This window comes from Pseudomonas sp. UBA4194, assembly GCF_002379585.1.
In the GTDB taxonomy this organism is placed as follows: Bacteria; Pseudomonadota; Gammaproteobacteria; order Pseudomonadales; family Pseudomonadaceae; genus Aquipseudomonas.
Genome location: NZ_DFUE01000040.1, coordinates 9,166 through 33,366, shown reverse-complemented (window position 1 = coordinate 33,366; position 24,201 = coordinate 9,166). Strand labels below are relative to the sequence as shown.

Annotated in this window: 22 protein-coding genes and 1 tRNA gene; 9 read left to right on the top strand and 14 right to left on the bottom strand. The window is 61.4% G+C overall.

From position 1 onward, the window contains the following. Positions 1-53: 53 nt before the first annotated feature. Positions 54-722: a polysaccharide lyase family 7 protein gene (locus B3397_RS10570; protein ID WP_296249787.1), complete on the bottom strand. Its 669-nt coding sequence runs from the start codon at positions 720-722 to the stop codon at positions 54-56. 302 nt (positions 723-1,024) lie between these two features. On the opposite strand from B3397_RS10570, the gene B3397_RS10565 reads away from it, so the two are divergent. Further along, entirely contained in the window at positions 1,025-1,231 is a 207-nt protein-coding gene (locus tag B3397_RS10565) for a hypothetical protein (protein ID WP_296249785.1), read from the top strand. Between the two features lie 62 nt (positions 1,232-1,293). Here the strand turns inward: B3397_RS10565 and B3397_RS10560 are convergent. Both B3397_RS10560 and B3397_RS10555 read right to left on the bottom strand, forming a co-directional pair. Then, positions 1,294-1,370: transfer RNA gene (locus tag B3397_RS10560), tRNA-Val, on the bottom strand. Positions 1,371-1,502: 132 nt separating this feature from the next. Continuing rightward, positions 1,503-2,228, bottom strand: a complete 726-nt coding sequence (locus tag B3397_RS10555) for a peptidase C39 family protein (protein ID WP_414704371.1) — start codon at positions 2,226-2,228, stop codon at positions 1,503-1,505. Positions 2,229-2,406: 178 nt separating this feature from the next. On the opposite strand from B3397_RS10555, the gene B3397_RS10550 reads away from it, so the two are divergent. Beyond that, a complete protein-coding gene (locus B3397_RS10550; RefSeq protein ID WP_296249782.1) occupies positions 2,407-2,565 on the top strand; it encodes a hypothetical protein in 159 nt (52 codons plus the stop codon). A gap of 85 nt (positions 2,566-2,650) precedes the next feature. Here the strand turns inward: B3397_RS10550 and B3397_RS10545 are convergent, their stop codons facing one another. Beyond that, on the bottom strand, positions 2,651-3,406 hold the full coding sequence (locus B3397_RS10545; RefSeq protein ID WP_296249780.1) for a TerC family protein: 756 nt from the start codon (positions 3,404-3,406) through the stop codon (positions 2,651-2,653). 139 nt (positions 3,407-3,545) lie between these two features. Here B3397_RS10545 and nhaR point away from each other — a divergent pair, with 139 nt between their 5' ends. Continuing rightward, positions 3,546-4,448, top strand: coding sequence for a transcriptional activator NhaR (gene nhaR / locus B3397_RS10540; RefSeq protein WP_296249778.1), 903 nt, complete (start codon positions 3,546-3,548; stop codon positions 4,446-4,448). 43 nt (positions 4,449-4,491) lie between these two features. Here nhaR and B3397_RS10535 read toward each other — a convergent pair whose 3' ends face one another. The 5 genes from B3397_RS10535 to B3397_RS10515 form a co-directional block, all read right to left on the bottom strand. After that, positions 4,492-6,930, bottom strand: a complete 2,439-nt coding sequence (locus B3397_RS10535) for a TonB-dependent siderophore receptor (RefSeq protein ID WP_296249776.1) — start codon at positions 6,928-6,930, stop codon at positions 4,492-4,494. Between the two features lie 114 nt (positions 6,931-7,044). Further along, on the bottom strand, positions 7,045-8,037 hold the full coding sequence (locus B3397_RS10530; RefSeq protein ID WP_296249775.1) for a FecR domain-containing protein: 993 nt from the start codon (positions 8,035-8,037) through the stop codon (positions 7,045-7,047). A 3-nt stretch (positions 8,038-8,040) separates the two neighbouring features. Then, complete coding sequence (locus tag B3397_RS10525) at positions 8,041-8,598, bottom strand: sigma-70 family RNA polymerase sigma factor (RefSeq protein WP_414704370.1); 558 nt, start codon at positions 8,596-8,598, stop codon at positions 8,041-8,043. 81 nt (positions 8,599-8,679) lie between these two features. Beyond that, the gene (locus B3397_RS10520) at positions 8,680-9,339 is read right to left on the bottom strand and encodes a TIGR04211 family SH3 domain-containing protein (protein WP_296249771.1); all 660 of its coding nucleotides are present in this window, start codon (positions 9,337-9,339) and stop codon (positions 8,680-8,682) included. A 257-nt stretch (positions 9,340-9,596) separates the two neighbouring features. Continuing rightward, positions 9,597-10,877: a sensor histidine kinase gene (locus B3397_RS10515; RefSeq protein ID WP_296249768.1), complete on the bottom strand. Its 1,281-nt coding sequence runs from the start codon at positions 10,875-10,877 to the stop codon at positions 9,597-9,599. A 622-nt stretch (positions 10,878-11,499) separates the two neighbouring features. Here B3397_RS10515 and B3397_RS10510 point away from each other — a divergent pair. Continuing rightward, positions 11,500-11,829, top strand: coding sequence for a hypothetical protein (locus tag B3397_RS10510; RefSeq protein WP_296249767.1), 330 nt, complete (start codon positions 11,500-11,502; stop codon positions 11,827-11,829). 432 nt (positions 11,830-12,261) lie between these two features. Further along, the gene (locus tag B3397_RS10505) at positions 12,262-13,419 is read left to right on the top strand and encodes a murein transglycosylase A (protein WP_296249765.1); all 1,158 of its coding nucleotides are present in this window, start codon (positions 12,262-12,264) and stop codon (positions 13,417-13,419) included. Positions 13,420-13,596: 177 nt separating this feature from the next. On the opposite strand, the gene B3397_RS10500 is transcribed toward B3397_RS10505, so the two are convergent. The 5 genes from B3397_RS10500 to B3397_RS10480 all read right to left on the bottom strand — a co-directional run bounded on the left by B3397_RS10500 (position 13,597) and on the right by B3397_RS10480 (position 20,142). Next, positions 13,597-13,974 (bottom strand): response regulator, encoded by a 378-nt coding sequence (locus tag B3397_RS10500; protein WP_296249763.1) that lies wholly within the window; start codon positions 13,972-13,974, stop codon positions 13,597-13,599. 81 nt (positions 13,975-14,055) lie between these two features. Further along, positions 14,056-15,237 carry a hybrid sensor histidine kinase/response regulator gene (locus B3397_RS10495; RefSeq protein WP_296249762.1) on the bottom strand — a complete coding sequence of 394 codons (1,182 nt, stop codon included), beginning with the start codon at positions 15,235-15,237 and terminating at the stop codon, positions 14,056-14,058. After that, positions 15,231-15,806: a chemotaxis protein CheB gene (locus B3397_RS10490; RefSeq protein WP_296249761.1), complete on the bottom strand. Its 576-nt coding sequence runs from the start codon at positions 15,804-15,806 to the stop codon at positions 15,231-15,233. Before B3397_RS10490 ends, B3397_RS10495 begins: the two co-directional genes overlap by 7 nt. Then, positions 15,803-16,657: a CheR family methyltransferase gene (locus B3397_RS10485; RefSeq protein WP_296249758.1), complete on the bottom strand. Its 855-nt coding sequence runs from the start codon at positions 16,655-16,657 to the stop codon at positions 15,803-15,805. Before B3397_RS10485 ends, B3397_RS10490 begins: the two co-directional genes overlap by 4 nt. Further along, the gene (locus B3397_RS10480; protein WP_296249757.1) at positions 16,657-20,142 is read right to left on the bottom strand and encodes a response regulator; all 3,486 of its coding nucleotides are present in this window, start codon (positions 20,140-20,142) and stop codon (positions 16,657-16,659) included. The genes B3397_RS10485 and B3397_RS10480 overlap by 1 nt, the downstream gene beginning before the upstream one ends. Positions 20,143-20,412: 270 nt before the next feature. Between B3397_RS10480 and B3397_RS10475 the strand changes: the two genes are divergently transcribed. From B3397_RS10475 to B3397_RS10460, 4 genes are all read left to right on the top strand, one after another. Next, positions 20,413-20,775, top strand: a complete 363-nt coding sequence (locus tag B3397_RS10475) for a response regulator (RefSeq protein ID WP_296249755.1) — start codon at positions 20,413-20,415, stop codon at positions 20,773-20,775. 76 nt (positions 20,776-20,851) lie between these two features. Further along, positions 20,852-22,135, top strand: a complete 1,284-nt coding sequence (locus tag B3397_RS10470; RefSeq protein ID WP_296249753.1) for a glycosyltransferase — start codon at positions 20,852-20,854, stop codon at positions 22,133-22,135. A gap of 84 nt (positions 22,136-22,219) precedes the next feature. Further along, positions 22,220-23,170: a MurR/RpiR family transcriptional regulator gene (locus B3397_RS10465; protein WP_296249752.1), complete on the top strand. Its 951-nt coding sequence runs from the start codon at positions 22,220-22,222 to the stop codon at positions 23,168-23,170. A gap of 86 nt (positions 23,171-23,256) precedes the next feature. Next, positions 23,257-24,162 (top strand): AraC family transcriptional regulator, encoded by a 906-nt coding sequence (locus B3397_RS10460; RefSeq protein WP_296249750.1) that lies wholly within the window; start codon positions 23,257-23,259, stop codon positions 24,160-24,162. The last annotated feature ends 39 nt before the right edge of the window (positions 24,163-24,201 follow it).

Below are 24,201 nucleotides of genomic sequence, written 5' to 3'. Positions count from 1 at the left end.
CAGCCGCGAAGGGGCCCGCACTCACACCCACAATCCCAACCCTACACGCCATATCACCCAGCGTGCCGGACCTTCAATGCATAAAACGTAACCCGCCCGCCTTCCGACGTGTAACCCGTATTATCCTGGGTATACACCCCCGCCTTGAAATACAACAACTTGTTCTTCCAGCTCGACCCCACTTTAGTGGTGAGGTTCTGATCGCGGGCGCTTATGCCCAGGGCGCCGCTCTTGCTCAGGTGTATTTCGTACTTGAACTTGACATTGAGCGGTACATTCTTGGCAATGATGATCGACTTGCCTTCGGAACTACCCGGCGTCTTGCGCAACTTGGCCACGATATTCCCAGCCTTGCTGGAATCGCTGTACTGATATTCAAGCTTGAGCATCGGTTTGGTGCTCTCATAGGCATGGATCTGGCCGATCACGATCTTGCCGCTCGATGGCACCTTGGACACCAGCAGCGTCGCCTTGAGGCTGTTGTCCGCCTCCGGGTACTTCCAGTTGCGCAGCTCCCCATCCTTGAAGGTTTCCCTTAGTTCAGTGCGCGGATACTTGGCGTTGGCGGTTTTGGAGCCGGTTACCGGCGCCCAGAAAAACAGTGAACCCGAGCCGGAATCGAAATACTTGTCCTTGTAACCACTCTTCAGTTGCGGCGTTTCGATGGTCTTGGGGGGCGAACCCACCGGGATACTGAGATTCCAGACAGCTAGATCAATCATTGCACGGCCTTATTCTAAAACGGAGATTCAAATCGTACGATCAGCACGATGGGCAATAACGACCGGTTTTATAGAGGCTGTTCAAAGGTTTGCAAACCGCGTTCCGGCGAACGGATGAAGGCGCTTCGCCAGTTTGCCAACTTCACGAACGACCCAAGACCCTACCCACGGGGGCTGGAAGAAGATCTACCGTTCGTCGCGAATCCAATAAGATCATTTGAACGTTCGGGCCAATTCGCAAACATTCCAGCCCGTGCCCGCTGACTGTTAGTCTGCTCTGAACAGCATGGGGGAAGGCGACAATGCTCGAGCAGAACGTGTTGGCGTTGCACCTGATGCGGCTCAAGCAGAGCCAGCAGGCATTGGACGGCGCGCTGGAAGACCTGACGCGGTGGCTGATGCACCATGGCACCGGCTCGGACACTCATGAGCTGCTTGAAGGCCTGCAACACAGCGTGGCGCAAGTGGCAATCCTGGTGGAAAAGCTTTCTCGGCAAGGCGGTGCCTGAACGCAAAAAGGGCGACCCTTTCGGATCGCCCTTTCAGACCGCCCAGCAGAGCGGATTTTGTTTGGTAGGCGCGATTGGACTCGAACCAACGACCCCCACCATGTCAAGGTGGTGCTCTAACCAACTGAGCTACGTGCCTGCTGTGAGGCGGCATTCTACGGAATCAGGTATGGCTGTCAACCTTTTTTTAAGCGCTAACTCTATGAAAAGCTGAGTTTTTTGCGGTGTTCGCTTGGCGAGCGGGTGGAGCAAGCGCCAGAAACCCATTGCCCTACCCGCCAACCGCCCTCACCGCCTTCGCCGCCGCCTGTTCCTGTCCCGCCCTCGCCGTCTCTCGTGCCGCGTCCAGCCACCGCTGCCGATCCACCTGTGCCGGCAACTGTTCCGGGCCCTGCACCAGCACGGCCCAGCTGCCCGCGCTTTTCCATGCCGAGGTGAAACTGTCGAAAGCCATCGGCAAACGTCGGCTCATCCCGGCGCGCAACAGCACCTGCTGTTTGAAGCGGTCATAGCCCACCAGCAAGGCATATCGAGGTTCGGACCAGAGCACCGAGCCTTCGGTATAGCGCAGCAGCACCGGATTGCCGGCCGCCACCTGCGCCAGCAATGCGTTGAGCTGTGCGTCCAGTGGATACACGACCATGCCGTACTCGCGGGCCACCCGGGGAATGCTGTTGTGCAAATTGTCCGCCTCGGTGGGCAGCTTCAAGGCCGGGTCGAGCAAACCGGGGGTGATGCGCACGCCGCGCTCCGATAGCGTGCTGGCCAGGGCCATGGCGCCACTGTGGTTGGCGTTGCCACGAAAGAACGGCATGCCATTGAGCTCCACCCGATCAGGCAGGCCGGGCAACGCCGGCCCCACACTGCTGCACCCGGCAAGTACACCGGCCAGGCTGACAACAAACAGTAATCTTCTTGGCAACGCGATCAATCCCGACAGCATCATATTCCCTGGTTCCGCCCACGTTGGAAGGGTCAGGCATCTGCCGCCCGACATGGGTCCCGATCATAGGCCGCCGCCGGTCTCAGGTATACCGGCTGACCATGAAATCCGCGCCTGGCTATCGCCAATCGACCCAAGCCAGTGACCTTCGGTCAACAGGCTGCAACAGGGCCTTGGCTACACTGTCAGCTATAGGGAGAACAGGAAGATGCGAAAGCACTGGGAGGCACTGATGAGCCTTGCACTGATTATCTTCATGCTGGTCACCGCCTGGCTTGCGGTCGCCGCCGCCATGCTCTGGGGCGTGCTGCGCATCGCCCGTCGCCACCAGCATCACCCGCCTCGCCTTGAGGCCGAGAAACCGATCGAACGCCCTACCACCGTCCATTGACAACCGGGGCATGAATGCAAGGAAGGGGCGGCGCCCAACGGACGCCGCCCCTTCTTTTTGCTGCCCATCACTGGCTCAAGCGTGCTCAGACCTCGCGCTGCTCAGCAATCTTTCGCTGCTTGGCCCTGCGCGACATCATGTTCAGCCCTTCGATCACCGCCGAGAACGCCATCGCCGCGTAGATGTAGCCCTTAGGCACATGAGCGCCGAAGCCTTCAGCGATCAGCGTCATGCCGATCATGATCAGGAAGCCCAGGGCCAGCATCACCACAGTCGGGTTGTCGTTGATGAACTTGGCCAGCGGCTCGGCCGCCACCAACATCACGATCACGGCACTCACTACAGCGATGATCATGATCGGCAGGTGCTCGGTCATGCCCACTGCGGTGATGATACTGTCGATGGAGAACACCAGGTCCAGCACCAGAATCTGGCCGATGGCCGACGCAAAGCTCAGGCTGACCTTATCGCCCAGCTTCGCCTCTTCCTGCTCGGTCGGGTCGACGCTGTGGTGGATTTCCTTGGTGGCTTTCCACAGCAGGAACAGACCACCGGCAATCAGAATCACGTCTTTCCACGAGAACCAGTGGTCGAGGATCTGGAAGACCGGCTCGGTCAACTGCACGATGTAGGCCACGGTGCTCAGCAGGCCCAGACGCAGGATCAGCGCCATGCTGATACCAATGCGGCGCGCCTTCGCCTGAATTTCCTTGGGCAGCTTGTTGGTCAGAATGGAGATGAAGATCAGATTGTCGATACCCAACACGATTTCCATGACGACCAGGGTAATCAGCGCCACCCAGGCAGTCGGGCTTGAAGCCAGTTCCAGTAAATATTCCATGAATCATTCCTGTGGCGTTGAGTAGTGTGGCCTGCACCAGCTGGCCTATTGACAGCGACGGATTCTAGAGAGTTCGACACCTCTGTAAAATTCGTATTTTTACCAGCTATACTTCGGTTTTAACGAAGTGTCGTTCCCCATGCTTAACTACCGTCAATTGCACTATTTCTGGGTCGTGGCCAAGACCGGCAGCATCGTGCGGGCCTGCGAGCAACTGAACCTGACACCGCAGACCATCAGTGGTCAGATCACATTGCTGGAAGAAACGTTCGGTGTGGACCTGTTCCGCCGCGTCGGCCGCCAGTTGGAGCTGACCGAGGCCGGCCGCCAGGCCCTGCCCTACGCCGAACAGATGTTCCAGCTCGGCGGTGAGCTGGAAGCCATGCTCCGCGCCCAGCCCAACGAGCAGCAGATTCTGTTCAGGGTAGGCGTTGCAGACGTGGTGCCCAAGTCCATCGTCTACCGGCTGATCGCGCCCACCATGGAGCTCGCCGAGCCGCTGCGCATCACCTGCCGGGAAGACAAACTCGAGCGGTTATTGGCCGACTTGGCGATCCAGCGCCTGGATCTGGTGATTTCGGACAGCCCCATGCCCAGCCACTTGGACATCAAGGGCTATAGCCAGAAACTGGGGGAATGCGGCATCAGCTTCTTCGCCACGGCCAAACTGGTGGCCGAACATCGCGGGGCGTTCCCGCAGTGCCTGCACGGCGCGCCACTGTTGATACCGGGTCAGGAAACCGTGGTGCGCAGTCGTCTGATGCGCTGGTTCGGTGAACAGCAGGTGCTGCCGCGCATCGTCGGCGAGTTCGATGACAGCGCCTTGATGCAGGCATTCGGTCAATCGGGCAGCGGCATTTTCATTGCCCCCAGCGTCATTGCCGATGAGGTGATGGCTCAATACCAGGTGCAGTTGATCGGCCAGACCGAAGCGGTCACCGAGTCGTTCTACGCCATCTCGGTGGAGCGCAAGGTCAAGCACCCTGGCATCGTCGCCATCACCGAAGGTGCCCGCCGCGAGCTGTTCATGCCCCACGGCTGACACCCACTGCCCCGCTCTGGCCTGCCGCTCACGCTGAGAGTGATTACCAGCGGTAGGAGACCGTGCCCAGCACGGTGCGCTCCTCGCCCCAGTAACAGCGGCCAGCGTTGTTGCAGCCCGAAACGTATTCCTTGTCGAGCAGATTTCGCGCGTTCACTTCCGCCGACCAGTGCGCGTCCAGGGTGTAGCCGATGGCAGCGTCGACCAGAGTCACATCGCCACTGTCGAGCTTGCCGTACAGACTGGCTGGTGTGTAGGCGAACGTGCTGTCGAAATGGCGCACCCCGGCGCTGAGGCGCAAGCCCTGGAGGTTGCCATCGAGGAAGCGATAGTTGCCCCACACCGACGCCTGGTTGCGCGGCACCCCCGTCATCTGGTGATCCTCGAGCAGCGAACCGGGCGCATCCTGGGTGATTCGGGAGTCGGTGTAGGTGTACGCCGCAGTGACATTGATATTTTCCGTAACGTCGCTGTTGAGCTCCAGCTCCACCCCCTTGGCGCGGCTTCTGCCGATCTGCCGGTAATCGCCCACTACGCTGTCGTACAGCGAATCGTCCTTCTTGCGCAGGTCGTAGACCGAGGCGGTCATGGAGGTGTTCCAGCCTTCAGGTTCGTACTTGAGACCCAGCTCATACTGCTCGCTGGTAGTAGGTTCCAGGGGGCCGCTGAGTGACGACACCTGCTGTGTCGGCGAGTACGCCGTGGAGTAGCTGATGTAGGGCGACAAGCCGTTGTCGAATTGATACATCAAACCGGCCTGCCACGTGAACTGGCTGTCCCAGTAGTCGAGGTCGGCGGCAGCATTGAGTGTTCCGGGGCGGTTGCGGTACTGGCTGTTGACCCGATCCAGGCGCCCGCCCAGCAGCATCACCCAGTTGTCGACCTTGGTCTGCAACTGGCTATAGACCCCGTACATGGTCTGCTCCAGCAATGCATCCTGTACGCGCAGTGGCGTGGTCGGGTGGCGAACCCACACCGGGTTGAACGCATTGGTGGTGCCGCCCGAGCCTGCGTTCCAGTCTTGATTGAAGGAGGTCCGATCCAGGCTCGCGCCCACTAGCCAGGTGTGTTCGAACGAGCCCGTGGCGAAGTCGGCCTGCAACTGGTTGTCCAGCGAATAGGCAATGGACTTGTTGTAGCGGTCATAAGCCGTGTTGGTGACCGTGGTGCCGTACCCGCCATTGTTCAAATTGCTTGGCCAGATTTCCTTGCGGTCGATGCGCGACTGCGTGTAGCGCGAATTCTGCCGGAACTGCCAGGTGTCGTTGAAGCGGTGGGAAAACTCGTAGCCCAGGGTCCAGGCCTCACGTTCGAAATTGTCCCAGTCGGGGTCGCCCAACAGCGTGTCCTTGTCGATCTTGCCGTTGGGGTTGCGCAGCAGAGTGCCCGCAGCGGGGTAACCGAGCTCCATCAAGGTGCGGTCGCGTTGATAGGTGGAAAGCAGGGTCAGGCTGGTGTCCTCGTCGAAGTTCAAAGTCAGGGACGGGGCGGCATAGAGACGGTCGTCGGGCTGATGGTCGACCTGGGTATCGGCGTTGCGTCCCAACAGCACCAGGCGGCCAAGCACATTGCCCTCCTCGGTCAACGGCCCGGACACGTCCACCCCCAATTGCCGGCGATTGTGCGAACCATAGCTGAACTGCACCTCGCCCCGAGGCTCGGCAGTGGGCCGCTTGCTGACCAGGTTGACCACGCCACCCGGTGCGTTCTCTCCATAGAGAATCGAGGTAGGGCCGCGGAATACCTCGACGCGCTCCAGCCCGTAGGGTTCGCTGGTGCTGTCGTAGCGGTTGCCCTGGACGCGCAAGCCATCACGCAACAGCCCGTAGCCATAGTCGGTGGCATTGAAGCCGCGCACGAAGAACAGATCGCCGGCCTGACCGTCACCGGCGGCAAACGGCGGCGCAAAGATGCCAGGCACATAGCCGAGCACTTCGGTCAGGGTCTGGGACTGCTGGTCGTCCATGCGCTGGCGAGTGACCACCGACACCGAACGTGGCGTATCGGCCAGGGCGGCGCCGATCTTGCTCGCTGTATTGCTTTGCACTGCCCGGTAGCCCGTATCCGCCTGACCATTGGCCGCCAGCGCCCCGGCACCCACAATCGAAGTGGCGTCCAATTGCAGGGCGTCGCCTACCGGCGCCGGTTGCAGGACGAAGCCGTTGCTGTCCTGCGCGATGGCCCGCAACCCAGTGCCCTGAAGCAAGCGTGACAACGCCTGGCCGACGTCGTAACGGCCTTTGAGCCCGCTGCTGGCTTTCGCCGAGGCCAGGCCATTGTCGCCCACTACATACACGCCTGCCTGGCTACTGAACTGATTGAGCGCGCCGCTCAACGGTCCCGGCGCGATATCGAAATAGGGCTGCGCCGTTACCTGCTCGGCGTGGGCACACTGCATGGGCAGCACCAACGGGGCCAGGGCAAACAGCGAAAGCGGCGCGGTAACGGCCAGGCGAAACGAAGAACGCAGAGGCGAAGGCATAGTGTCGGGCTCGAGGCGAGGGGTTGTGATGAGGTCGCTGAGGGTTAAACCGAACGAGACCGAAAAAGGGGAACCGCCACGCACCATTTTTTTTCAGGCTAAGAAAGGCACGTTTCAGGCGGGTTCGACAGTGACCCACCAGGACGTCAGTCGCCGTATCCGAACCGGAAGCGCCGCCTGCAACAGGTCCAGCGCCTGATCGCTGCGATCCAGCGGGAAAGTACCCATGACGGTCAGGCCCACGACGTCCGGGTGTACGCCCAGGTGCCCCGCCCGATAACGTCCGAGCTCTTCGATCAATTCACCCAGGGGCATGCCTTCTGCCGTCAGCACCGCACGGACCCACGACTGCCCGGCAGTCTGCGCCGGCCCCGTGGCACCGATCCGCAGCGCGTCGAAGTCGACACGCTGGCCTGCACTGATCACTCGCTGTTCGCCGCTGACAGCGGTACGCACCTGCACGGCGCCCTGATACACGTTCAAGCGTGTGGCGTTACCCGCCTGCTTGACGGCGAAGCGGGTCCCCAAGGCCTGCAACAGACCGCTCTGGGTCTGAACCGTGAAGGCACGACGGGGATCGCTGGCGGTTTCGATCAGCACTTCACCAAAGCGCAGCCGCAGGTGCCGCTGCCGATCGTCGAAATACGTGTCCACCGCCGTGCGTGGAGCGAGCCATAGGTGGCTGCCATCGGCAAGCAGGGTTTCGCGGATTTCACCGGTTGCGGTGGACAGGTCCGCGGTCCAGCCAGCGTCCTGGACGGTCCTCCAGCCGCCCCAGCCGGCCATTGAGCCGGCCCCCAACAGCAACAAGGTCTTGAGGCCCTGGCGACGGCTGATGCGTGCGCCGGTTTCCCGCAGCGCCGCGGCGGCGTGACCACCCTCCTCTCGCAGCGGTGCGAAACGCTGGCCCACACGCTGCACGTACTGCCAGGCGGCACGGTTTTCGTCACAACGAGCATGCCAACGTTGCCATTTGTCCCGCGCCTGCGGTGCGCACTGTTCATCGGCGAGCAGCACATACCATTGCGCGGCTTGTTGCAGGCTGGTGTGACTGAGCGTGTCTGGGCTGGTTCGGCTGGAGCTGAAGGCGTCCGGGCTGACTGACATGGCTCAGCGCACCAGCAGACCGTCGAGTTCTGCCTCCAGCAAAGCACAGTGCAGCAGCGCCTGGGCCATGTACTTCTTTACCATGCGCTCGCTGACACCCAACTGGGCGCCGATCACGCGATACGGCATGCCGTCCAGTTGTGCCAGCAGAAACGCTTCGCGTACCTTGCCCGGCAGACGGGCGAGCAACCCGTCCACCTCGTGCAAGGTTTCCAGAATCAGATGGCGATGTTCGGGGGACGGCTGCGCCGCTTCGGGCTGCAAGGCCAGGCTGTGCAGCCAGGCTTGTTCCAGCTGCCGGCGGCGCCAATGGTCGACGCACAAGCCACGGGCGATGGTGGCCAGGTAGGAACGCTCGCGCAGCGCACAATCGAAAAGAGCCGGTCGGCCCATGACCCTGACGAACGTGTCGTGCAACAGATCGTCGGCATCCACCCGGTTACCCAGGCGTCGATACAGAAAGCCCAGCAGCCAGCTCGAATGACTCAAGTACAGATGTTGCACAGGGGCGTGGGGCGCGGAAGTCGAGAACACGGCAGGTTCCAGAGAGAATGAGGCCATGATGCAAATGGGAAATATTTGCAATCATAATGGCCGCCTCTGAAACCTGCAATCGCTTACCGGGGCTTCACGCCGCGGGGGTCAAAACCAGCGATCGTTGCGTTTACGCCCACGGGTCATGGCGGGCAGGATCAGCCCTGCCAGCAAGCCGGCGCCGGCGATGCTGCCGCCATACACCATGTAGCGCATCAATACCTGTTTGTTCTCGTCTCCCAGGCGGGCCTGGGTGGTGCGCAGTTCGGACTGGGCATCGCTGAGCTCGGCGCTCAAGGCTTTGCTGCGTGCTTCCAGTTCATCGATCAATGCCTTGCGCGAATCCAGGGTTTCCTGCATGCCCTGCACGCGGCTTTTCCAGCTGTCGTCGATGGTCTGCAGCTTACCGCTCAGGTCGGTCACTTGCTGGGTCAGCTGGGGCACATGCTCAGCGGGACCAGGTGTTTCCTGCAAGTCACTGGTGGGGATCCAGACATTGGAGCCGCCTTCGCCGCGCACCTGGCTGTAGTCGCCTTGGGTAGACAGCAGTTCGACCTTCTGCCCGGACTTCAACGTGCCGACGATGCGGTAACCATCGGTTGGCCCACTGCGAACGTAGGTGCTGAGATTGTCACTGACCCAACGCGCGCCAGTGCTTTCTTCGGCTTGGGCAACCGGAGTAACGGCGATGATGACGCCGGCGAAGACACCCGTGGCCACGCCACGTGAGCCATGAAAAAAGGAAGAAAAATGATGGGATAAGGGCATGGCGATCTTCACATGAATAGGAAAAAGGCCCCGATGACCGGGCCATGATAAAAAAGGACGCAGAGTGTCCACTCAGGCTGAGCCTGTACCGAAGGGCTGATCGCTACTACCGCTACGGGTGGCTACTACTTGCGAAAGGGAGAACCTTGAAATCTCCCGAAGGGCTTATTGCCCGGCATGCCGTCGGTTCAAGCCGCCAGCTGAAAGACCGCAGAAAAGTCTCAAGGTTCATTAAAACGTCATGCTGGCGCGCTGCCTTAGCGCTCTGCGGCCGTGGCCAGTTCCACGGTAAAGCGGCAGCCGTGAGGCTCGCGGCTGGTGAGGCTGACGCTCCATCCCTGGTTCACGCAGATCCTTTGTACCAGCGAAAGGCCCAGCCCAAGGCCTTCGCCGCGCTGCTCGTCGCCACGCACGAAGGGCTGGAACATGGCGTTACGTTTTTCTTCGGGAATGCCGATGCCGCTGTCCTCGACGAAAAATCCTGTTGGCGTCAGGGTCAGGCTGACGAAGCCGTCGTCGGTGTAGTGCCAGGCGTTGCGCAACAAGTTGCCCATCACCGAGTGCAGGAACGCCTGGTTATACAGCACCGGTGAATCATTGTTCGGCACGTAGACGAATTGCAGGCCTTTGGCCTCGATCTGTCGCGCCCAGATGTCGACCAGCTCGTCCGCTGTCTTGCGCAGCGTGGCGCTGCTGCTGCCACGCCCCGCCGACTCGCGATCGCGGGCCAGCAGCAGAAAGGTTTCCACCAGTTGGCTCATGCCGTCGGTGGCGCGGGCGATACGGGTGACCTGACGCCGGGAGCGCTCATCCAGCTCGCTGGCAATCAGCAGGTCGCAGGAGCTGGCGAGGATCATCAGCGGCGTGCGCAATTCGTGGCTCACATCGCTGGTGAACATCTGCTCGCGATTGAGCGCGGCGCGTAGCTTGCTCAGGGTTTCGTCGAACGAGCGAGCCAGCTCGCCCACCTCATCGGCGGCGTAGTCGGGAGACAAAGGCGGCGCCAGGCCGAGCATCTTGTCGCGATGACGCACCTGGCGTGCCAGGCGGATCACCGGCGCCATCACCCGACGTGCCAGCAGGCCGCCGAGCATGATGGCTAACGCGATGCTGAGCAGAAAGCCGGCGCCCACGACGATGAACAGCACGTGGGCGCGCTGCTCCATGCCTTCCTGGTCGCGCAACAGCACGTATTGGCGACCGTCCACCTGGGCCACCATGGCGAAGTAGGTGCGCGGCCCCAGGGTCAGCTCCTGAAAACCGATGGGTAGTGTCTTGAGCTCATCGGGCATGCTCAGGTCGCCATCGCCGCCATCGATGTAGAACAGTTCGTCCTTCTCAGGGCGGTGACGCCAGTCATCAGCGTTATCCACCAGCAGCAACCGGTGCAGGTTGCCGCCTAGGCTCATGGTAGTCAGGCGGCGCTCCACCACATGCACGGTGGCCACGATGCCGATGGCGAAGACGCCGGCCACGAAGGCGCTCATCAAGGCAAACACGATGATGATCCGCCGGCTCAGGCTCTGCTTGAACTCCATACCGCTCCACGGGTTGTCTGGGGGGCTGCGAAGATGCTCCGCCGTAGCGGGATGTCTTGCCAATCGAAAGGGGAACATGAATATAGAACCTGGGTTGAACAATCAAGCTTTGCCAGCGACATCAAGGGCATGGCGGTCTGGATCAGGCCTCCGGCGGGACTTCAGGGTGACTGGTCGGTCAGAATGGGAAATATGTAGTGCAGCTATTTTTCCACTACATAACCATTGACGCAGGCATTTTGTCCTTGCATAGTGCAGGCGTCTCCCCGATCGGGAGTACGGCAACAGTAGGCTGAGCGGGCTCGACAAGCCGTCGAGCCGTTCTTGATGTACGCTGCCCACAAGGCAGATTGATGAAGCTGACCCAGCAAACGTCCGGCCCGGACGGGGAACGCTGGCTTGACGTCCTCATGATGCTTGTGGCCAACCGCCGCAGCCTGTGGCGTCCATGCCTTGGCTCCCCTCCCCTCGCCGAACCCATGCTTGTAGCAGGCCTTCATCAACGCTACACACATCAAGCTCGGGCCAGAACTGAACTCGACGGATAGCACGTCATCCCCCTGCGGGTGCCGTGTTCAAGCTGACAACCTGACAGATCAATGAGTGCTCAAGGAGCTTAATCATGAACTTGAACGAACAACCTACTGTAGACCAACTCGCCGGCTTGCTGGCCACCGGCAAGGACACCCTGGACGACCATATCCTCTGGGTCTGCGAACGCGGCGACGTGCACATCGATGCCCTGGCCAACGATGCCGATGGCGAAGAGTTCGAGCGCCGCCACCCCAACCTGCGGGCCCGCATGCCGGTGTACCGTCGCGGCAAGGGTTACGTCGGCAAGAAAGCCGCAGCGGATCGGCAGTTCGTCAGCAATGTGTTCCAGACCCTGAACCGCGAGTGGAACCTGAACCGGGAACAGGCGCAGGTGTGCCGGATCGCCAGCTACAGCTGAGAGATGGGCTGACCGGGCTGGCGCCATCGCGGGCAGAGCCCGCTCCCACAGGAAATATGTGCAGGATGCTGGATGCGCAGACGACGCGGCTCTCCTGTGGGAGCGGGTTCTACCCGCGATGGCGCCAGCACTGCCAACACACCTTCCCAACCCCGCCGAAAACCACCAGCGCATTTGACCTGAGCCGCTACTTTAACCAAAGTATCCGGCTCTATCTGCCCATCTGGTAGAACCCGCTCCCACAGGAAATCTGTGCAGGATGCTGGATGCGCAGACGACGCAGCTCTCCTGTGGGAGCGGGCTCTGCCCGCGATGACGCCAGCACTGCCAACACACCTTCCAAACCCCCGCCGAAAAACCACCAGCGCATTTGACCTGAGCCGCTACTTTAACCAAAGTATCCGGCTCTATCTGCCCACCTGGATGCTATGCGTGACTGAATTCCGTTTGCCCTGGCGCCGCCTGTTCTTGTGCGCCGCGCCCCTGTTCGCCCTGTTGGCCGGCTGCGATGGCGGCTCCAAGGCACCTCCCGAAGCGCCCAAACCCGTCGCCACCTATGCCCCCGCCACCTGGGAACAATTGCCTGCAGTCAGCGACGCCGACCTGCAAGCCGGTTTCAACGCCTGGCGCTCAGCCTGTCAACGGTTGGCCAAAGACGCCGTCTGGGGCCCCACCTGCGCTGCCGCACAACCGGTACAGCCCACCCCTGCCGCCATCCGCGATTTCCTCAAGCAACAGCTCGATGTCTTCAGCCTGCGCTCGGCCGAAAAAGGCGAGCACGGCCTTATCACCGGCTACTACGAACCGGTCTACGCCGGCAGCCTGCAGGCCGATGCCCAGCATCCGGTGCCGATCTATGGGGTGCCGCCCGACCTGATCAGTGTGCAGTTGGACAGCCTGTATCCCGAACTCAAGGGCAAACGTCTTCGCGGCCGCCTCGACGGTCAGGTGCTACGTCCCTATGACGACGCCGGCACCATCCAGCGCAATGGCCTGAACGCACCGGTAGTCGCCTGGATGCGTGACCCCATGGACTTGCAGTTCCTGCAGATCCAGGGATCGGGCCGGCTGCAACTGGACAGCGGCCGGCAACTGCGCATTGGTTATGCCGACCAGAACGGTCACCCCTATAAACCGGTGGGTCGCTGGCTGGTGGAACAAGGCCTGCTGAAAAAAGAGGAAGTCAGCATGGGCCGTATTCGCGACTGGGCCACGGCCAATCCGCAACGCGTGCCGGAACTGCTGGCCAGCAACCCGAGCTTTGTATTTTTCAGCCTGCGTCCGGACAGCAACGAAGGCCCTCGCGGGTCGTTGAACGTGCCGCTCACTGCCGGCTACAGCGTCGCGATCGACCGCAAGGTGATTCCGCTGGGCAGCCTGCTTTGGCTGTCCACCACGCGACCTGATGGCAGCCCGGTAGTGCGCCCGGTTGCGGCCCAGGACACCGGCGGCGCCATTGCTGGGGAGGTGCGGGCCGACCTGTTCTGGGGCACCGGCGATGCCGCAGGGGAACTCGCGGGCAACATGAAACAGGAAGGCCAGGTGTGGATGCTCTGGCCCAAAGGAATGGCGCTGCCAGCAGCGCGATAACGCCGACGCCCTGTAGAAGCGGGCTTGCCCGCGAAGGGGCCGGTGCGCCCTCTGCACAATTCAGATCATGCATTGCCGGTTCGGACGTCATCGCGGGCAGAGCCCGCTCCCACAGTGGGGGGGGGGCCCGCTCCTATGGGGGCGGGAGGTGGTAGGGATTGCGGCCGGCTCAGGTTGTCATGCCAACAGGCTCTCAATCTGCTCGTGCAGCGTATCCAGGTCGAAAGGCTTGGCCAGAATAGGTGCCTTGCGGGTGATCGGGCTGTCGGTGTCGTGGATTTCCTGCGGGTAGCCGCTGATGAAGATCACCTTCAATTCAGGCCGCAGCATCACCGCTGGTTCAGCGATCTGTACCCCGGAAATACCGCCCGGCAAGCGGAAGTCAGTAACCATGAGATCCAGATGTGGCTTGGTTGCCAGGATCTCGAACGCCTGCTCGCCATTCTCGGCTTTCAAAACCTTGTAGCCCAGCCCGGACAAATAGTCCGCCAGAACCATCAAGATCAACGGTTCGTCCTCGACGATAAGGACAACATCTTGTGCATCTGAACTCATGGGAAGCCTATGTGCTGTGTGTCTCGCTGCCAATACGACCGTGGCCGGCGGTAGAGGTTGCGTGCAAAGAGTGAGTAATTGCTACAAGGGCAGGCAGACGCGAAACAGCGCCCCGTCGCCCAACGCGCTGTCCACTTCGATCCGCCCGCCGTGGGCGGCGACGATCTGCTCGCTAATGAACAACCCCAGGCCCAGCCCCGCCACCACGTGGCTACCGGAAACCCGCTCGAACTGCTGAAAGATCCGCGTCTGGTTCTCCTTGCTGATGCCGATGCCATGATCGCGCACCTCCACCATGCCCCAACCGTTGCGCGCATACACCGCTACCTCCACCGGCCCCTTGCCACCGTAGCGCAAGGCGTTGGAGATCAGGTTGCTGACCACCTGCTCGATGCGGAATTCGTCCCAGTTGCCCGTGACCGCTTCGTCCGCTCGCAGGCTGATGCTGCAATCGGCCGCCTGTACTTGCGGGGCGAAACTGTCCACCAGGTTGCGCACCAACTGCGCCAGATCGAATTGCCCCGGACGAATGGACAACTTGCCGGTCCGAATCCGCGACACATCCAGCATGTCCTCGATCAGCCGGATCAGGCTTTTGATCTGCCGCTCGTCGCGATCGACCATGGCGCGCATCTTGTCCAGGGTGAAGGCGTCGGCATTGTCCCGAGACAGGTGCAGCTTGCGCAACTGGGTTTCCAAAATCAGCCCATTGAGCGGCGTACGCACCTCGTGGGAGACAATGGACATGAAATCGTCGCGCATGCGCACTGCGTGCTCCAGTTCGCCTTGCGTCACCTGCAGGCGCTTGACCAGCACTTCCTGCTCCTGGCGCGCACGCTCCAGTGCCTCGAGCTGTTCCTTGAGGGTTTTACGCTGGCGGTACAGGTCGACGAACACACTGACCTTGCTCTTCACCGCCTGCATGTCCAGCGGTTTGTGCAGGAAGTCCACCGCGCCACTCTCATAGCCTTTGAACGCGTAATTCAACTCGCGCCCCGCGGCACTGACGAAGACGATGGGAATGTTCTTGGTCTTCTCGGTGCTGCGCATCAGCTCGGCCAACTCGAAACCGTTCATGCCGGGCATCTGCACGTCGAGGATGGCCATGGCAAATTCATGTTGCAACAGCAGCGACAGCGCTTCATCGGCCGACAACGCCTTGTACACCGCACGGTCCGGGCTGGCGATCAACGCCTCCAGCGCCAGCAGGTTTTCCGGCAGGTCATCGACGATCAGCAGTTTTGCTTGGACGTTGCTTAGCATGTGCTTCGTTCCAGCTCGGCAAGCAAAGAGCCTATGCCGTGAAGTGAAAGGATATGGTCAGGCCGATGCAGGCGGATAGCCGCCTGCGGCATGACCGCCACCCGCGCTTCGGCGGGGTCCTGGACGATGGTCAAGCCACCTTTTTCTTTGATACTGGCCAAACCTCTGGCGCCATCTTCATTGGCGCCGGTGAGCAGCACACCGATCAGCCGGCTGCCATAGGCGTCGGCGGCGGAGCCGAACAGAAAATCGATGGCCGGGCGCGAGTAGTGCACTCGGTCCTCCTGGCTCAGCGACAGACTGTGGTCCCGCTCCACCGACAAGTGATAACTGGGGCCGGCGAAGTAGAACATGCCTGGCTCGATGTCCTCCTTGTCCCGGGCCTGGCGCACCGGTCGTTGCAGGCGCCGCTCGAACACCTCGGCCAGTTGGCTGTGGCGCTCGTCCGGCAGGTGCAACACGGTGATAACCGGCAGGCTGAAGCTGGCGGGCAGCTGACCGTACACGGACAACAACGCTTCGACGCCCCCTGCCGAAGCGCCGACCACCACCGCTTGATAGCGACTCATGACTTGCGGTAGATCCGTTCGGGTCGGGTCAGGCTATCGAACCGGCCACTGTAGGCAGAGAAATCGACGGTTTCCTTGCTGCCCAGCACCAGGAAGCCGCGGTGGCACAACGACTCGTGGAACAGGCCGAAGGCGCGATCCTGCAAGCCCTTGTTGAAATAGATCAGCACATTGCGGCACGACACCAGTTGGGTCTCGGAGAACACGCTGTCGGTGGCCAGGCTATGGTCGGCGAAGGTCACGTTGTCGCGCAGGCTGCTGTCGAAAATGGCGTTGCCATAGGCCGCCGTATAATAGTCGGCAAACGGCCGGGTACCGCCGGCGCGCTGATAGTTCTGGGTATAGAGGCGCACGCTCTCCATGGAGTAGATGCCTTGCTTGGCTTTCTCCAACGAGGTGGGGTTGATGTCCGTGGCGTAGATGATGGTGCGTTCCAGCAAGCCTTCCTCGCGCAGCAGGATGGCCATGGAGTACACCTCCTCACCTGTGCTGCAGCCCGCGATCCAGATCTTCAGCGATGGATAGGTGCGCAGCAGCGGCACCACTTCGCGGCGGATCGCCAGGAAGTGTTCCGGGTCCCGGAACATCTCGCTCACCGGGATGGTGAGGTACTGCAGCAGTTCCATGAACGCCGTGGGTTCATGCAGCACCCGCGCCTGCAGCGCAGACACGGTGGCGCACTCCATCTGGCGCAGGGCGTGGAGGATGCGGCGCTTGATCGAAGCGCCGCTGTAGTCACGAAAATCGTAGCTGTAGGTGAGGTAGATCGCCTCGATCAGCAGCCGGATTTCGATGTCGATGTTGCGTTCGGCAAACGGCCGGGGGGTCTGCCCGGCCAAAGGTTCACTCACTAGATGCGCTCCAGTTGGGGCAACCAGACGCGAATCAGGGAGAACAACCGATCCAGGTCGATGGGCTTGGCCAGGTAGTCGTTGGAGCCGGCCTGCAGGCAGCGCTCCTGGTCATCCTTCATGGCCTTGGCCGTCACCGCGATGATCGGCAGCTTGCGCCAGCGCGGGTCCTTGCGGATTTCGCGGGTTGCCTCGTAGCCGTCCATTTCCGGCATCATCACGTCCATCAACACCAGATCGATGTCCTCGACCTGATTCAGCTTCTCGATCGCCTCGCGGCCATTGCGGCCGATTTCAACGATAGCGCCCTTGTGTTCCAGGGCGCTGGTCAAGGCAAAGATGTTGCGCACGTCGTCATCGACCACCAGGATCTTGCGCCCCTCGAAGACCTTGTCGCGGCTGCGTGCGGTCTTGAGCATCTTCTGCCGTTCATGGGACAGCTGCGATTCGACTTTGTGCAGAAACAGCGTCACCTCATCGAGCAGTCTTTCCGGGGAGCGCGCGCCCTTGATGATGATCGAGCGCGAGTACTTGAGCAGCTCCGCTTCTTCGTCGCGGGTCAGGTTGCGCCCGGTATAGACGATCACCGGCGGGAACGATCGAATCTCTTCGGTGGACATGCGCTTGAGCAGATCGCCGCCGAGCATGTCCGGTAATTTCAGATCGATGATCATGCAGTCGTAGACATTGTCGCGCAGCAGGTCCAGCGCTTCCTGGGCGAAACCTACCGCCGTGATTTCGATGTCGTCGTCGCCGATCAGCAAGGAGATGCTTTCACGCTGCAGGTCGTCGTCTTCCACCAGCAGGATCCGCTTGAGTTTCTGCGTCAGCTTGGCTTCCAGGCGGCCGAACACATCCTTGAGTTCGTCGCGGGTGGTTGGCTTGACGGCGTAGCCGATGGCGCCCATGTGCATGGCTGCCTCGACGCGGTCTTCCACGGAAATCACGTGCACGGGAATGTGCCGGGTAGTGGCCAGCTCTTTCAGGCGTTGCAACACGGTAAGGCCGGAATGGTCGGGCAGGCGCATGTCCAGCAGAATGGCATCGGGCACGAAGGTGGACGCCAGGTCGAAGCCCTCATCGGCACCGTGGGCGACCAGGCAGTGGTAGTCCAGCTCATGGGCCAGATCGTAGAGAATCCGCGCAAAGTTCGGCTCGTCTTCGACCACCAGAATGCAGCGGCGGGTGAATGGTCCTTTGTCACGGTCGTCGGCAAATCGCGCCACCGCCATGGGCGGCTGGGCTTGTACGGGAGCGGGCGCCACCGGCTCGCGAGCGATGACCATGGGCGCCGGCGCATGCTTGGGCGCCTCGATGGTTTCGGCGTAGCGCTCCGGCAACACCAGAGTGAACGTACTGCCCTTGCCCAGATCGCTGCTGACGGTGATGTAGCCGCCCAGCAACTTGGCCAGGTCGCGGGAAATCGACAAGCCGAGCCCGGTGCCGCCGTAGCGGCGGTTGGTGGTGCCATCGGCCTGGCGAAACGCCTCGAAGATCGCCTGCTGTTGTTCGGCGGCAATGCCAATACCGGTGTCACGAATCTGAAAGGCAACCCCTTCGTTCGGCTGAGGCATCACGATCAGCTCGACGGTGCCGTGCTCGGTAAACTTCAGGGCGTTGGCCAGCAGGTTCTTGAGAATCTGCTCCACGCGCTGGCGGTCGGTATAGAGCATGGCTGGCGTGTCCGCGAGAATCTGCGCGGTGAACTCCAGTTGCTTGTCGGCAGCCAGGGGTTCGAAGGTCATGCGCAGGCTGTCGACCAAGCGCGGCACGCTGCTGTTCTCGGGTCGAACATCCAGCTTGCCGGCCTCGACCTTGGAAATATCGAGGATGTCGTTGATCAGGTTGAGCAGGTCGTTGCCGGCGGAATAGATCGACTCGGCGAACTTCACCTGATCACCCGTGAGGTTCTCCTGAGCGTTTTCGGCCAGCAGCTTGGCCAGAATCAACGAGCTGTTGAGCGGTGTACGCAGCTCGTGGGACATGTTGGCCAGGAACTCGGACTTGTACTTGCTGGAACGCTGCAGCTCATCGGCGCGCTCTTCGAGTTGTACCTGCGCCTGGTTGAGTTCCAGGTTCTTGCGATCCAGCGCATCGCGCTGTTCGGCCAATGCATCGGTGCGCTCGGCCAACTGTTCGTTGGTCTGTTCCAGCTCCGCCTGCTGGGTTTCCAGATGGGCCTGGGATTCCTTGAGCACGCGCGACTGCTCTTCGAGTTCTTCGTTGGCGGTCTTGAGTTCTTCCTGCTGCACCTGCAGTTCTTCGTTGAGCTGCTGGGTCTCGGCCAGCACTTCCTGGAGGCGCTGGCGATACAGGGCGGCCTCGATGGCCGTACCGATGTTGTCCGACAGCAACTCCACCAGTTCCAGATCGCGCTCGGTCAGCGGTCGCAGGAAACCCAGTTCCACCACGGCATTGATCTTGTCGTCATTGCTGGTGGGGATTATCAATGCACTGCGAGCGGCGCCCTCCCCCAGGCCGGAGCTCAGGCGCAGGTAGTCGGCGGGCACGTCGTCGAGCCTTACCACGTGCTTGCGCTGAACCGCTTGCCCCGGGATGCCTTCCCCGGCGATCAACACCTGGGCCTGGCCTTCGCGTTCCCGCGAGAAACCGTAGGACGCTATCCGGCGCAAATTGCCATGCTCCTCGCGGATGTACACCGCCGCCACCACGGTGCCCAGGTACTGGGCAAAGAAGTGCAACACGTTGCGCCCCAGCATCTGCAAGGTCTGCTGGCCCAGCAGTTCCTCGGCGAGCTGGGTCTGGCCGGTGCGCAGCCAGGCTTGATCCTGCAGGCGCTGCGAGGCGCGCTGCTGCGCGGACAGGTTGCTGGCATAGGAGTTGGACAACAGCATGATGTCGCGGCGACCCAGCCAGGCCAGAACCGCACTGATCAGCAGCACGAACGATACATAAGCTGTGATCGAGGTCCAGATGGCGCGGCTGACCTGCTCGCTGCGCTCGACCCGCAACTGTTGCTCCATGGCGATCAGGGCTTCGTATTCCTTGCGAATTTCGTCCGTCAGACGCTTGCCGCGCCCGGTCTGAACGCCGCTGGAATAGTCACCGCTGGAGCGCTTGAGGTCGATCAGGGTCTGCCCGTAGTCGATCCACTCTTTCTCCAGAGCCATGATGCGGGTCAGGCGGTCAACCTGGCGCGGGTTGTCCGCCACCAACGCCTGCAACGCTGGTAGTTCGGCATTCAGGCGTGGCTTGGCCAGCTCATAAGGGTCCAGAAAACTTTCGACACCGGAGAGCAGGTAGCCGCGCATGCCCGTTTCCATGTCGATGGTGAGCTTGGTGGCTTCGTTGGCGTTGTTGATCACCCGGTCGGTGTGCTCCACCCAGTCGATCACCGACAACAGGTACACGATGATACCGATGAAGACAGCGGCACTCAGCGCACCCACTCCCAGTGGCAGGCCGACGTTGCGACTCAACAGCTTGCGAAAGCTCTTTTCATCGATCGAAGCGGGTTTGTTCATGTCCATGGACCCAGATGGCGAGATCAAACCGGGGATTTTGCCGTAAAACGGCGAAAAAGGTCGGACTTTTCCTGTCTCCTTGTAGGATTTTTCACATACCATAGCCAACATTGAGGAATTTTCCGACAGCCTGGGCATGGTTTGGCCACTATCCATGCTTTATGCTGCGCCCATTACGGGCCGGGGAACTTCCCTGACCTTTGCCCTATCGATACCCGCGAGTGAACGGCAGCACGCCGTTGAACGCCTTTTGCGACCAGGATCCGAACGATGTCCCAAGCCACTGAAACCATACTTGTCGTCGAAGACGACGCGATCGTCCGCATGCTGATCGTCGACGTACTGGAGGAGCTGGAGTTCGCCGTTCTGGAGGCCGAGGACGGCAACACCGCATTGGTGTTCCTCGAAGATGCCGGGCGCAGCATCGATCTGATGATGACCGACATGGGTCTGCCCGGCATGGACGGCAAGGAACTGGCGGCCAAGGCGCGGGAACTGCGGCCGACCTTGCCGGTGCTGTTCGCCAGTGGCTATGCCGAGTCGCTGGAAGTGCCCGCGGGCATGGCTTCGATCGGCAAGCCGTTCTCCATCGATCAGCTGCGTGACAAGGTCAAGGGCATGCTGCCGGCCTGATCTACGCCTTAGGGCGCTACACCCTCGACCTGAAACGTGGCCTAATGAGCGCCCCGTTTTCGAGTGAGTCGCCTGCATGCCCCCCGTACACGTTCTGGTCATTGGTTATGTCTGGCCAGAGCCTGCCTCGTCGGCCGCCAGTGGCCACATCATGCAATTGCTGCACAGCTTTCTGGCACAGGGTTGGACCATCACCTTCGCCAGCCCCGCCGGGCCGGGTGAGCACAAGGCCGACCTGGCCGCGCTGGGCATCGCCGAACAGCCCATCGAGCTGAACAACGCAAGCTTTGACCACTTCATTACCCGATTGCAGCCCGACATTGTGCTGTTCGAGCGGTTCATGATGGAGGAACAGTTCGGCTGGCGGGTCGAGCAGCACTGCCCCAATGCCATTCGAGTGCTGGAGACCTCGGACCTGCAAAGCTTGCGCGATGCCCGCCAGGAACTGCTCAAGGCCCGCCTCAAGCAAGGTGATACCGAAGATGATTTCGGGGAGCTGTTCCACACCCCGCCACATCGCCTGTTCGAGCACATGAGCGGCACCGATATCACGCAACGAGAGGTGGCGTCGATCTACCGGTGCGATCTGAGCCTGATCATTTCGCCATTCGAAGCCCAACTGCTCACCGACTGCTTTGCCGTACCCGCAGCGCTTTTGCACGATTGCCCGCTGATGGTCGATCTGCCCGTTGCCGAGCCCCTGCCGCTGGCGCAACGCAGCCATTTCATGTGCATCGGCAACTTCCGCCATGCGCCGAACTGGGACGCCGTGCTGTGGCTCAAACAGCAGCTATGGCCGCTGATTCGCGCCCGCCTGCCCCGTGCCCAGTTGCATGTATACGGTGCCTACACCCCACCCAAGGCCACGGCGCTGCACAACCCGGCCCAGGGCTTTCATATACGGGGTTGGGCGCCGGATGCCTTGCAGGTGATCGGTCAGGCCAGGGTCGCCCTGGCGCCCCTGCGCTTCGGTGCCGGGATCAAGGGCAAGCTGCTTGACGCCATGATCTGCGGCACACCCAGCGTCACCACTCCGGTTGGCGCCGAGGGCATGCGCTGCGACGGCCAGTGGCCCGGCGCGGTGGCCATCAGTGCCTCGGCGCTGGCCGAAGCCGCCGTGGCGCTGCATGAGGACGATGCGCTATGGCACGCCGCCCAGGCTCGGGCGCAGGATTGCCTGAGCGCCGGTTTCGCCTTCCAGGTACATGCCCGCACGCTGGCCCAGCGCCTGGCTGCGCTGCGCGAAAACCTTTCAGCCCACCGGGCCAATAACTTCACCGGCGCCATGTTGCGGCATCATCAACACAAGAGCACCCGGTATCTGGCGCAGTGGATCGAGGCAAAGAGCAAATTGGTATAACGCAGCGCTGGCGATCGGTAAGCGCCTATCTACACTGCCCACACGTGCACATAATTCCAATGGTCATTCTCAGGGTGAGCTTCGATGACAGCCACGAACGGCGGCAAGGTCTACGATTCCGATCTGATGCGCGCGCTGCGACGTCACCACGAGCAACTCAAGCCGGCGCTGAAGAAAGTATCCACTTTCCTGCAGGCCAGCCCCTACCGCAGTGCCACCCTCAATATCGAGGAACTGGCCGCCGCGACCCAGACCTCCACCGCTGCGGTCAACCGCCTGGCCCACGTGCTGGGGTTGAACGGCTTTACCGGGCTGCGTCTGGCACTGATGGAGAATCTGCTGGCCGTGGTATCGCTCGCCGATGTCATCGAGAACAGGGTCAAGCTGTCGCCCGACACTCAGTTTGGCCTGGTCGAGCAACTGGCGTTGAGCACGAGTCAGCTGGATAACATCGCGCGCATGAACGAGGCCCAGACCCTGCGGACCATGGCTGATCTCATTGCAGGCGCCAGAACCGTGTTCGTGGTGGGTCTGGGCAACAGTTTTCACCTGGCCAGCCTGTTGGCCGCCTCTCTCTCCCCCTTCTGCACAGGCGTGCACAGCGTGGCCATGGATGCCGGCATCGAGGGCGCCGCCCACCGGCTGTCGGCCATCACCGAACACGACGTGCTGCTGGCCATCGCCATGCCCGCCTATACCCGCGACACGATCCGCCTGGCGCAGTTTGCCAAATCGCGCAAAGCCTGTGTGTTGAGCCTGACCGACTGCCCCGCGTCACCGCTGACGACCGTCGCCCGGCTGAGCCTGTTCGTACCGCCTACCCACCCGGTATTGGCAACCTCCAGAGTCGGGCTGATGGCGGTTATAGAAGCGCTGATCTCGCAAGTGCGCCAACAGGCGCCAGAACAGTGCGACCCGGCGCCGATGTTGCCTGCCGATGTGTTGACCACCCTGCGCAGCGACGCCAGGGCCCACTCGTTCGAGTTGCGCTGGCGCGAGCCTGACGATACGTTCCCGGGGGACGACCTGCCCTGATACCGGCGTGCTTGGCGTTGATCGGATTGCCCGCTATGCTGGCCTCAGGCAGTCCCCACTGGTCAATAAAAACAAGCAGCCATGGCATGACCCGAGCAGCGAGAGTCACCGATCCGTCCTATGAGCTGATGGACGACCACGAAGGGTTGTCGATCATCTATCGCCAGCATGGCTTCCCTTGCCCCCTGGTGCGCTGGCACTTTCACAAGGAATATGAACTGCACCTGTTGGTGGCCAGTTCCGGCAAGGTATTCGTCGGAGATTACATCGGCAACTTCAACCCTGGCAGTTTGTTCCTCACCGGCCCCAATCTTCCGCATAACTGGATCAGCCAGATCGAAGAAGGTGAAGTCGTACCCAAGCGCGACATGCTAGTGAACTTCACCGATGAACTGTTCGACAGCGCCCATCAGGTGTTTTCGGAACTCAAAAGTCTGGCGCCGTTGCTCGAGCGCTCACGCTACGGCATCGAGTTCCGCTGCGCCGACACCATTGCCCAGGCCTCGGCCTTGATGCAGCGCATCGCCGACAGCCGCGGCATCAGCCGCCTCGGGCACTTTCTGATTCTCATGGAAGTGCTGGCAGCCTGCGACGATTACCAACTGCTGTCAGGCACGGCGGCGTCGCAGTTGTCCGACGAACACACCATCGAACGTACCAACCGAGCGGTGGATTATATCTTCGCTCATTACGCCCGAGAGATATCGCTCGAAGAGGTGGCGGCCTATCTGGGCATGAAGCCCACCTACTTTTCCCGCGTTTTCAAACAGGCTACCGGGCGCTGTTTCGTCGAGTTCGTCAACCGCCTGCGCATCAGCAAGTCCTGCGAACTGCTGGCCGATGGGCACAAGGCGGTGACCGATGTCTGTTTCGAGTCGGGCTTCAATAACATCTCCAACTTCAATCGCCGCTTTCAACAACTCAAGGGCATGACCCCGTCGCATTATCGACGTTTGGCGGTGCAGCGGGTGACTGAGGAGAATCGGGTTTAGGCTGGGGATCGGTGGTGGGTGGTCCCCTCACCCCAGCCC

Coding starts and splice junctions, on each gene's coding strand:
- B3397_RS10480 (WP_296249757.1), bottom strand. CDS start 20,142: ATGAACAAACCCGCTTCGATCGATGAAAAGAGCTTTCGCAAGCTGTTG.
- B3397_RS10460 (WP_296249750.1), top strand. CDS start 23,257: ATGACCCGAGCAGCGAGAGTCACCGATCCGTCCTATGAGCTGATGGAC.
- B3397_RS10520 (WP_296249771.1), bottom strand. CDS start 9,339: ATGCCCTTATCCCATCATTTTTCTTCCTTTTTTCATGGCTCACGTGGC.
- B3397_RS10525 (WP_414704370.1), bottom strand. CDS start 8,598: ATGGCCTCATTCTCTCTGGAACCTGCCGTGTTCTCGACTTCCGCGCCC.
- B3397_RS10475 (WP_296249755.1), top strand. CDS start 20,413: ATGTCCCAAGCCACTGAAACCATACTTGTCGTCGAAGACGACGCGATC.
- nhaR (WP_296249778.1), top strand. CDS start 3,546: ATGCTTAACTACCGTCAATTGCACTATTTCTGGGTCGTGGCCAAGACC.
- B3397_RS10565 (WP_296249785.1), top strand. CDS start 1,025: ATGCTCGAGCAGAACGTGTTGGCGTTGCACCTGATGCGGCTCAAGCAG.
- B3397_RS10470 (WP_296249753.1), top strand. CDS start 20,852: ATGCCCCCCGTACACGTTCTGGTCATTGGTTATGTCTGGCCAGAGCCT.
- B3397_RS10500 (WP_296249763.1), bottom strand. CDS start 13,974: ATGAGTTCAGATGCACAAGATGTTGTCCTTATCGTCGAGGACGAACCG.
- B3397_RS10490 (WP_296249761.1), bottom strand. CDS start 15,806: ATGAGTCGCTATCAAGCGGTGGTGGTCGGCGCTTCGGCAGGGGGCGTC.
- B3397_RS10510 (WP_296249767.1), top strand. CDS start 11,500: ATGAACTTGAACGAACAACCTACTGTAGACCAACTCGCCGGCTTGCTG.
- B3397_RS10535 (WP_296249776.1), bottom strand. CDS start 6,930: ATGCCTTCGCCTCTGCGTTCTTCGTTTCGCCTGGCCGTTACCGCGCCG.
- B3397_RS10550 (WP_296249782.1), top strand. CDS start 2,407: ATGAGCCTTGCACTGATTATCTTCATGCTGGTCACCGCCTGGCTTGCG.
- B3397_RS10570 (WP_296249787.1), bottom strand. CDS start 722: ATGATTGATCTAGCTGTCTGGAATCTCAGTATCCCGGTGGGTTCGCCC.
- B3397_RS10545 (WP_296249780.1), bottom strand. CDS start 3,406: ATGGAATATTTACTGGAACTGGCTTCAAGCCCGACTGCCTGGGTGGCG.
- B3397_RS10515 (WP_296249768.1), bottom strand. CDS start 10,877: ATGGAGTTCAAGCAGAGCCTGAGCCGGCGGATCATCATCGTGTTTGCC.
- B3397_RS10495 (WP_296249762.1), bottom strand. CDS start 15,237: ATGCTAAGCAACGTCCAAGCAAAACTGCTGATCGTCGATGACCTGCCG.
- B3397_RS10555 (WP_414704371.1), bottom strand. CDS start 2,228: ATGTCGGGCGGCAGATGCCTGACCCTTCCAACGTGGGCGGAACCAGGG.
- B3397_RS10465 (WP_296249752.1), top strand. CDS start 22,220: ATGACAGCCACGAACGGCGGCAAGGTCTACGATTCCGATCTGATGCGC.
- B3397_RS10530 (WP_296249775.1), bottom strand. CDS start 8,037: ATGTCAGTCAGCCCGGACGCCTTCAGCTCCAGCCGAACCAGCCCAGAC.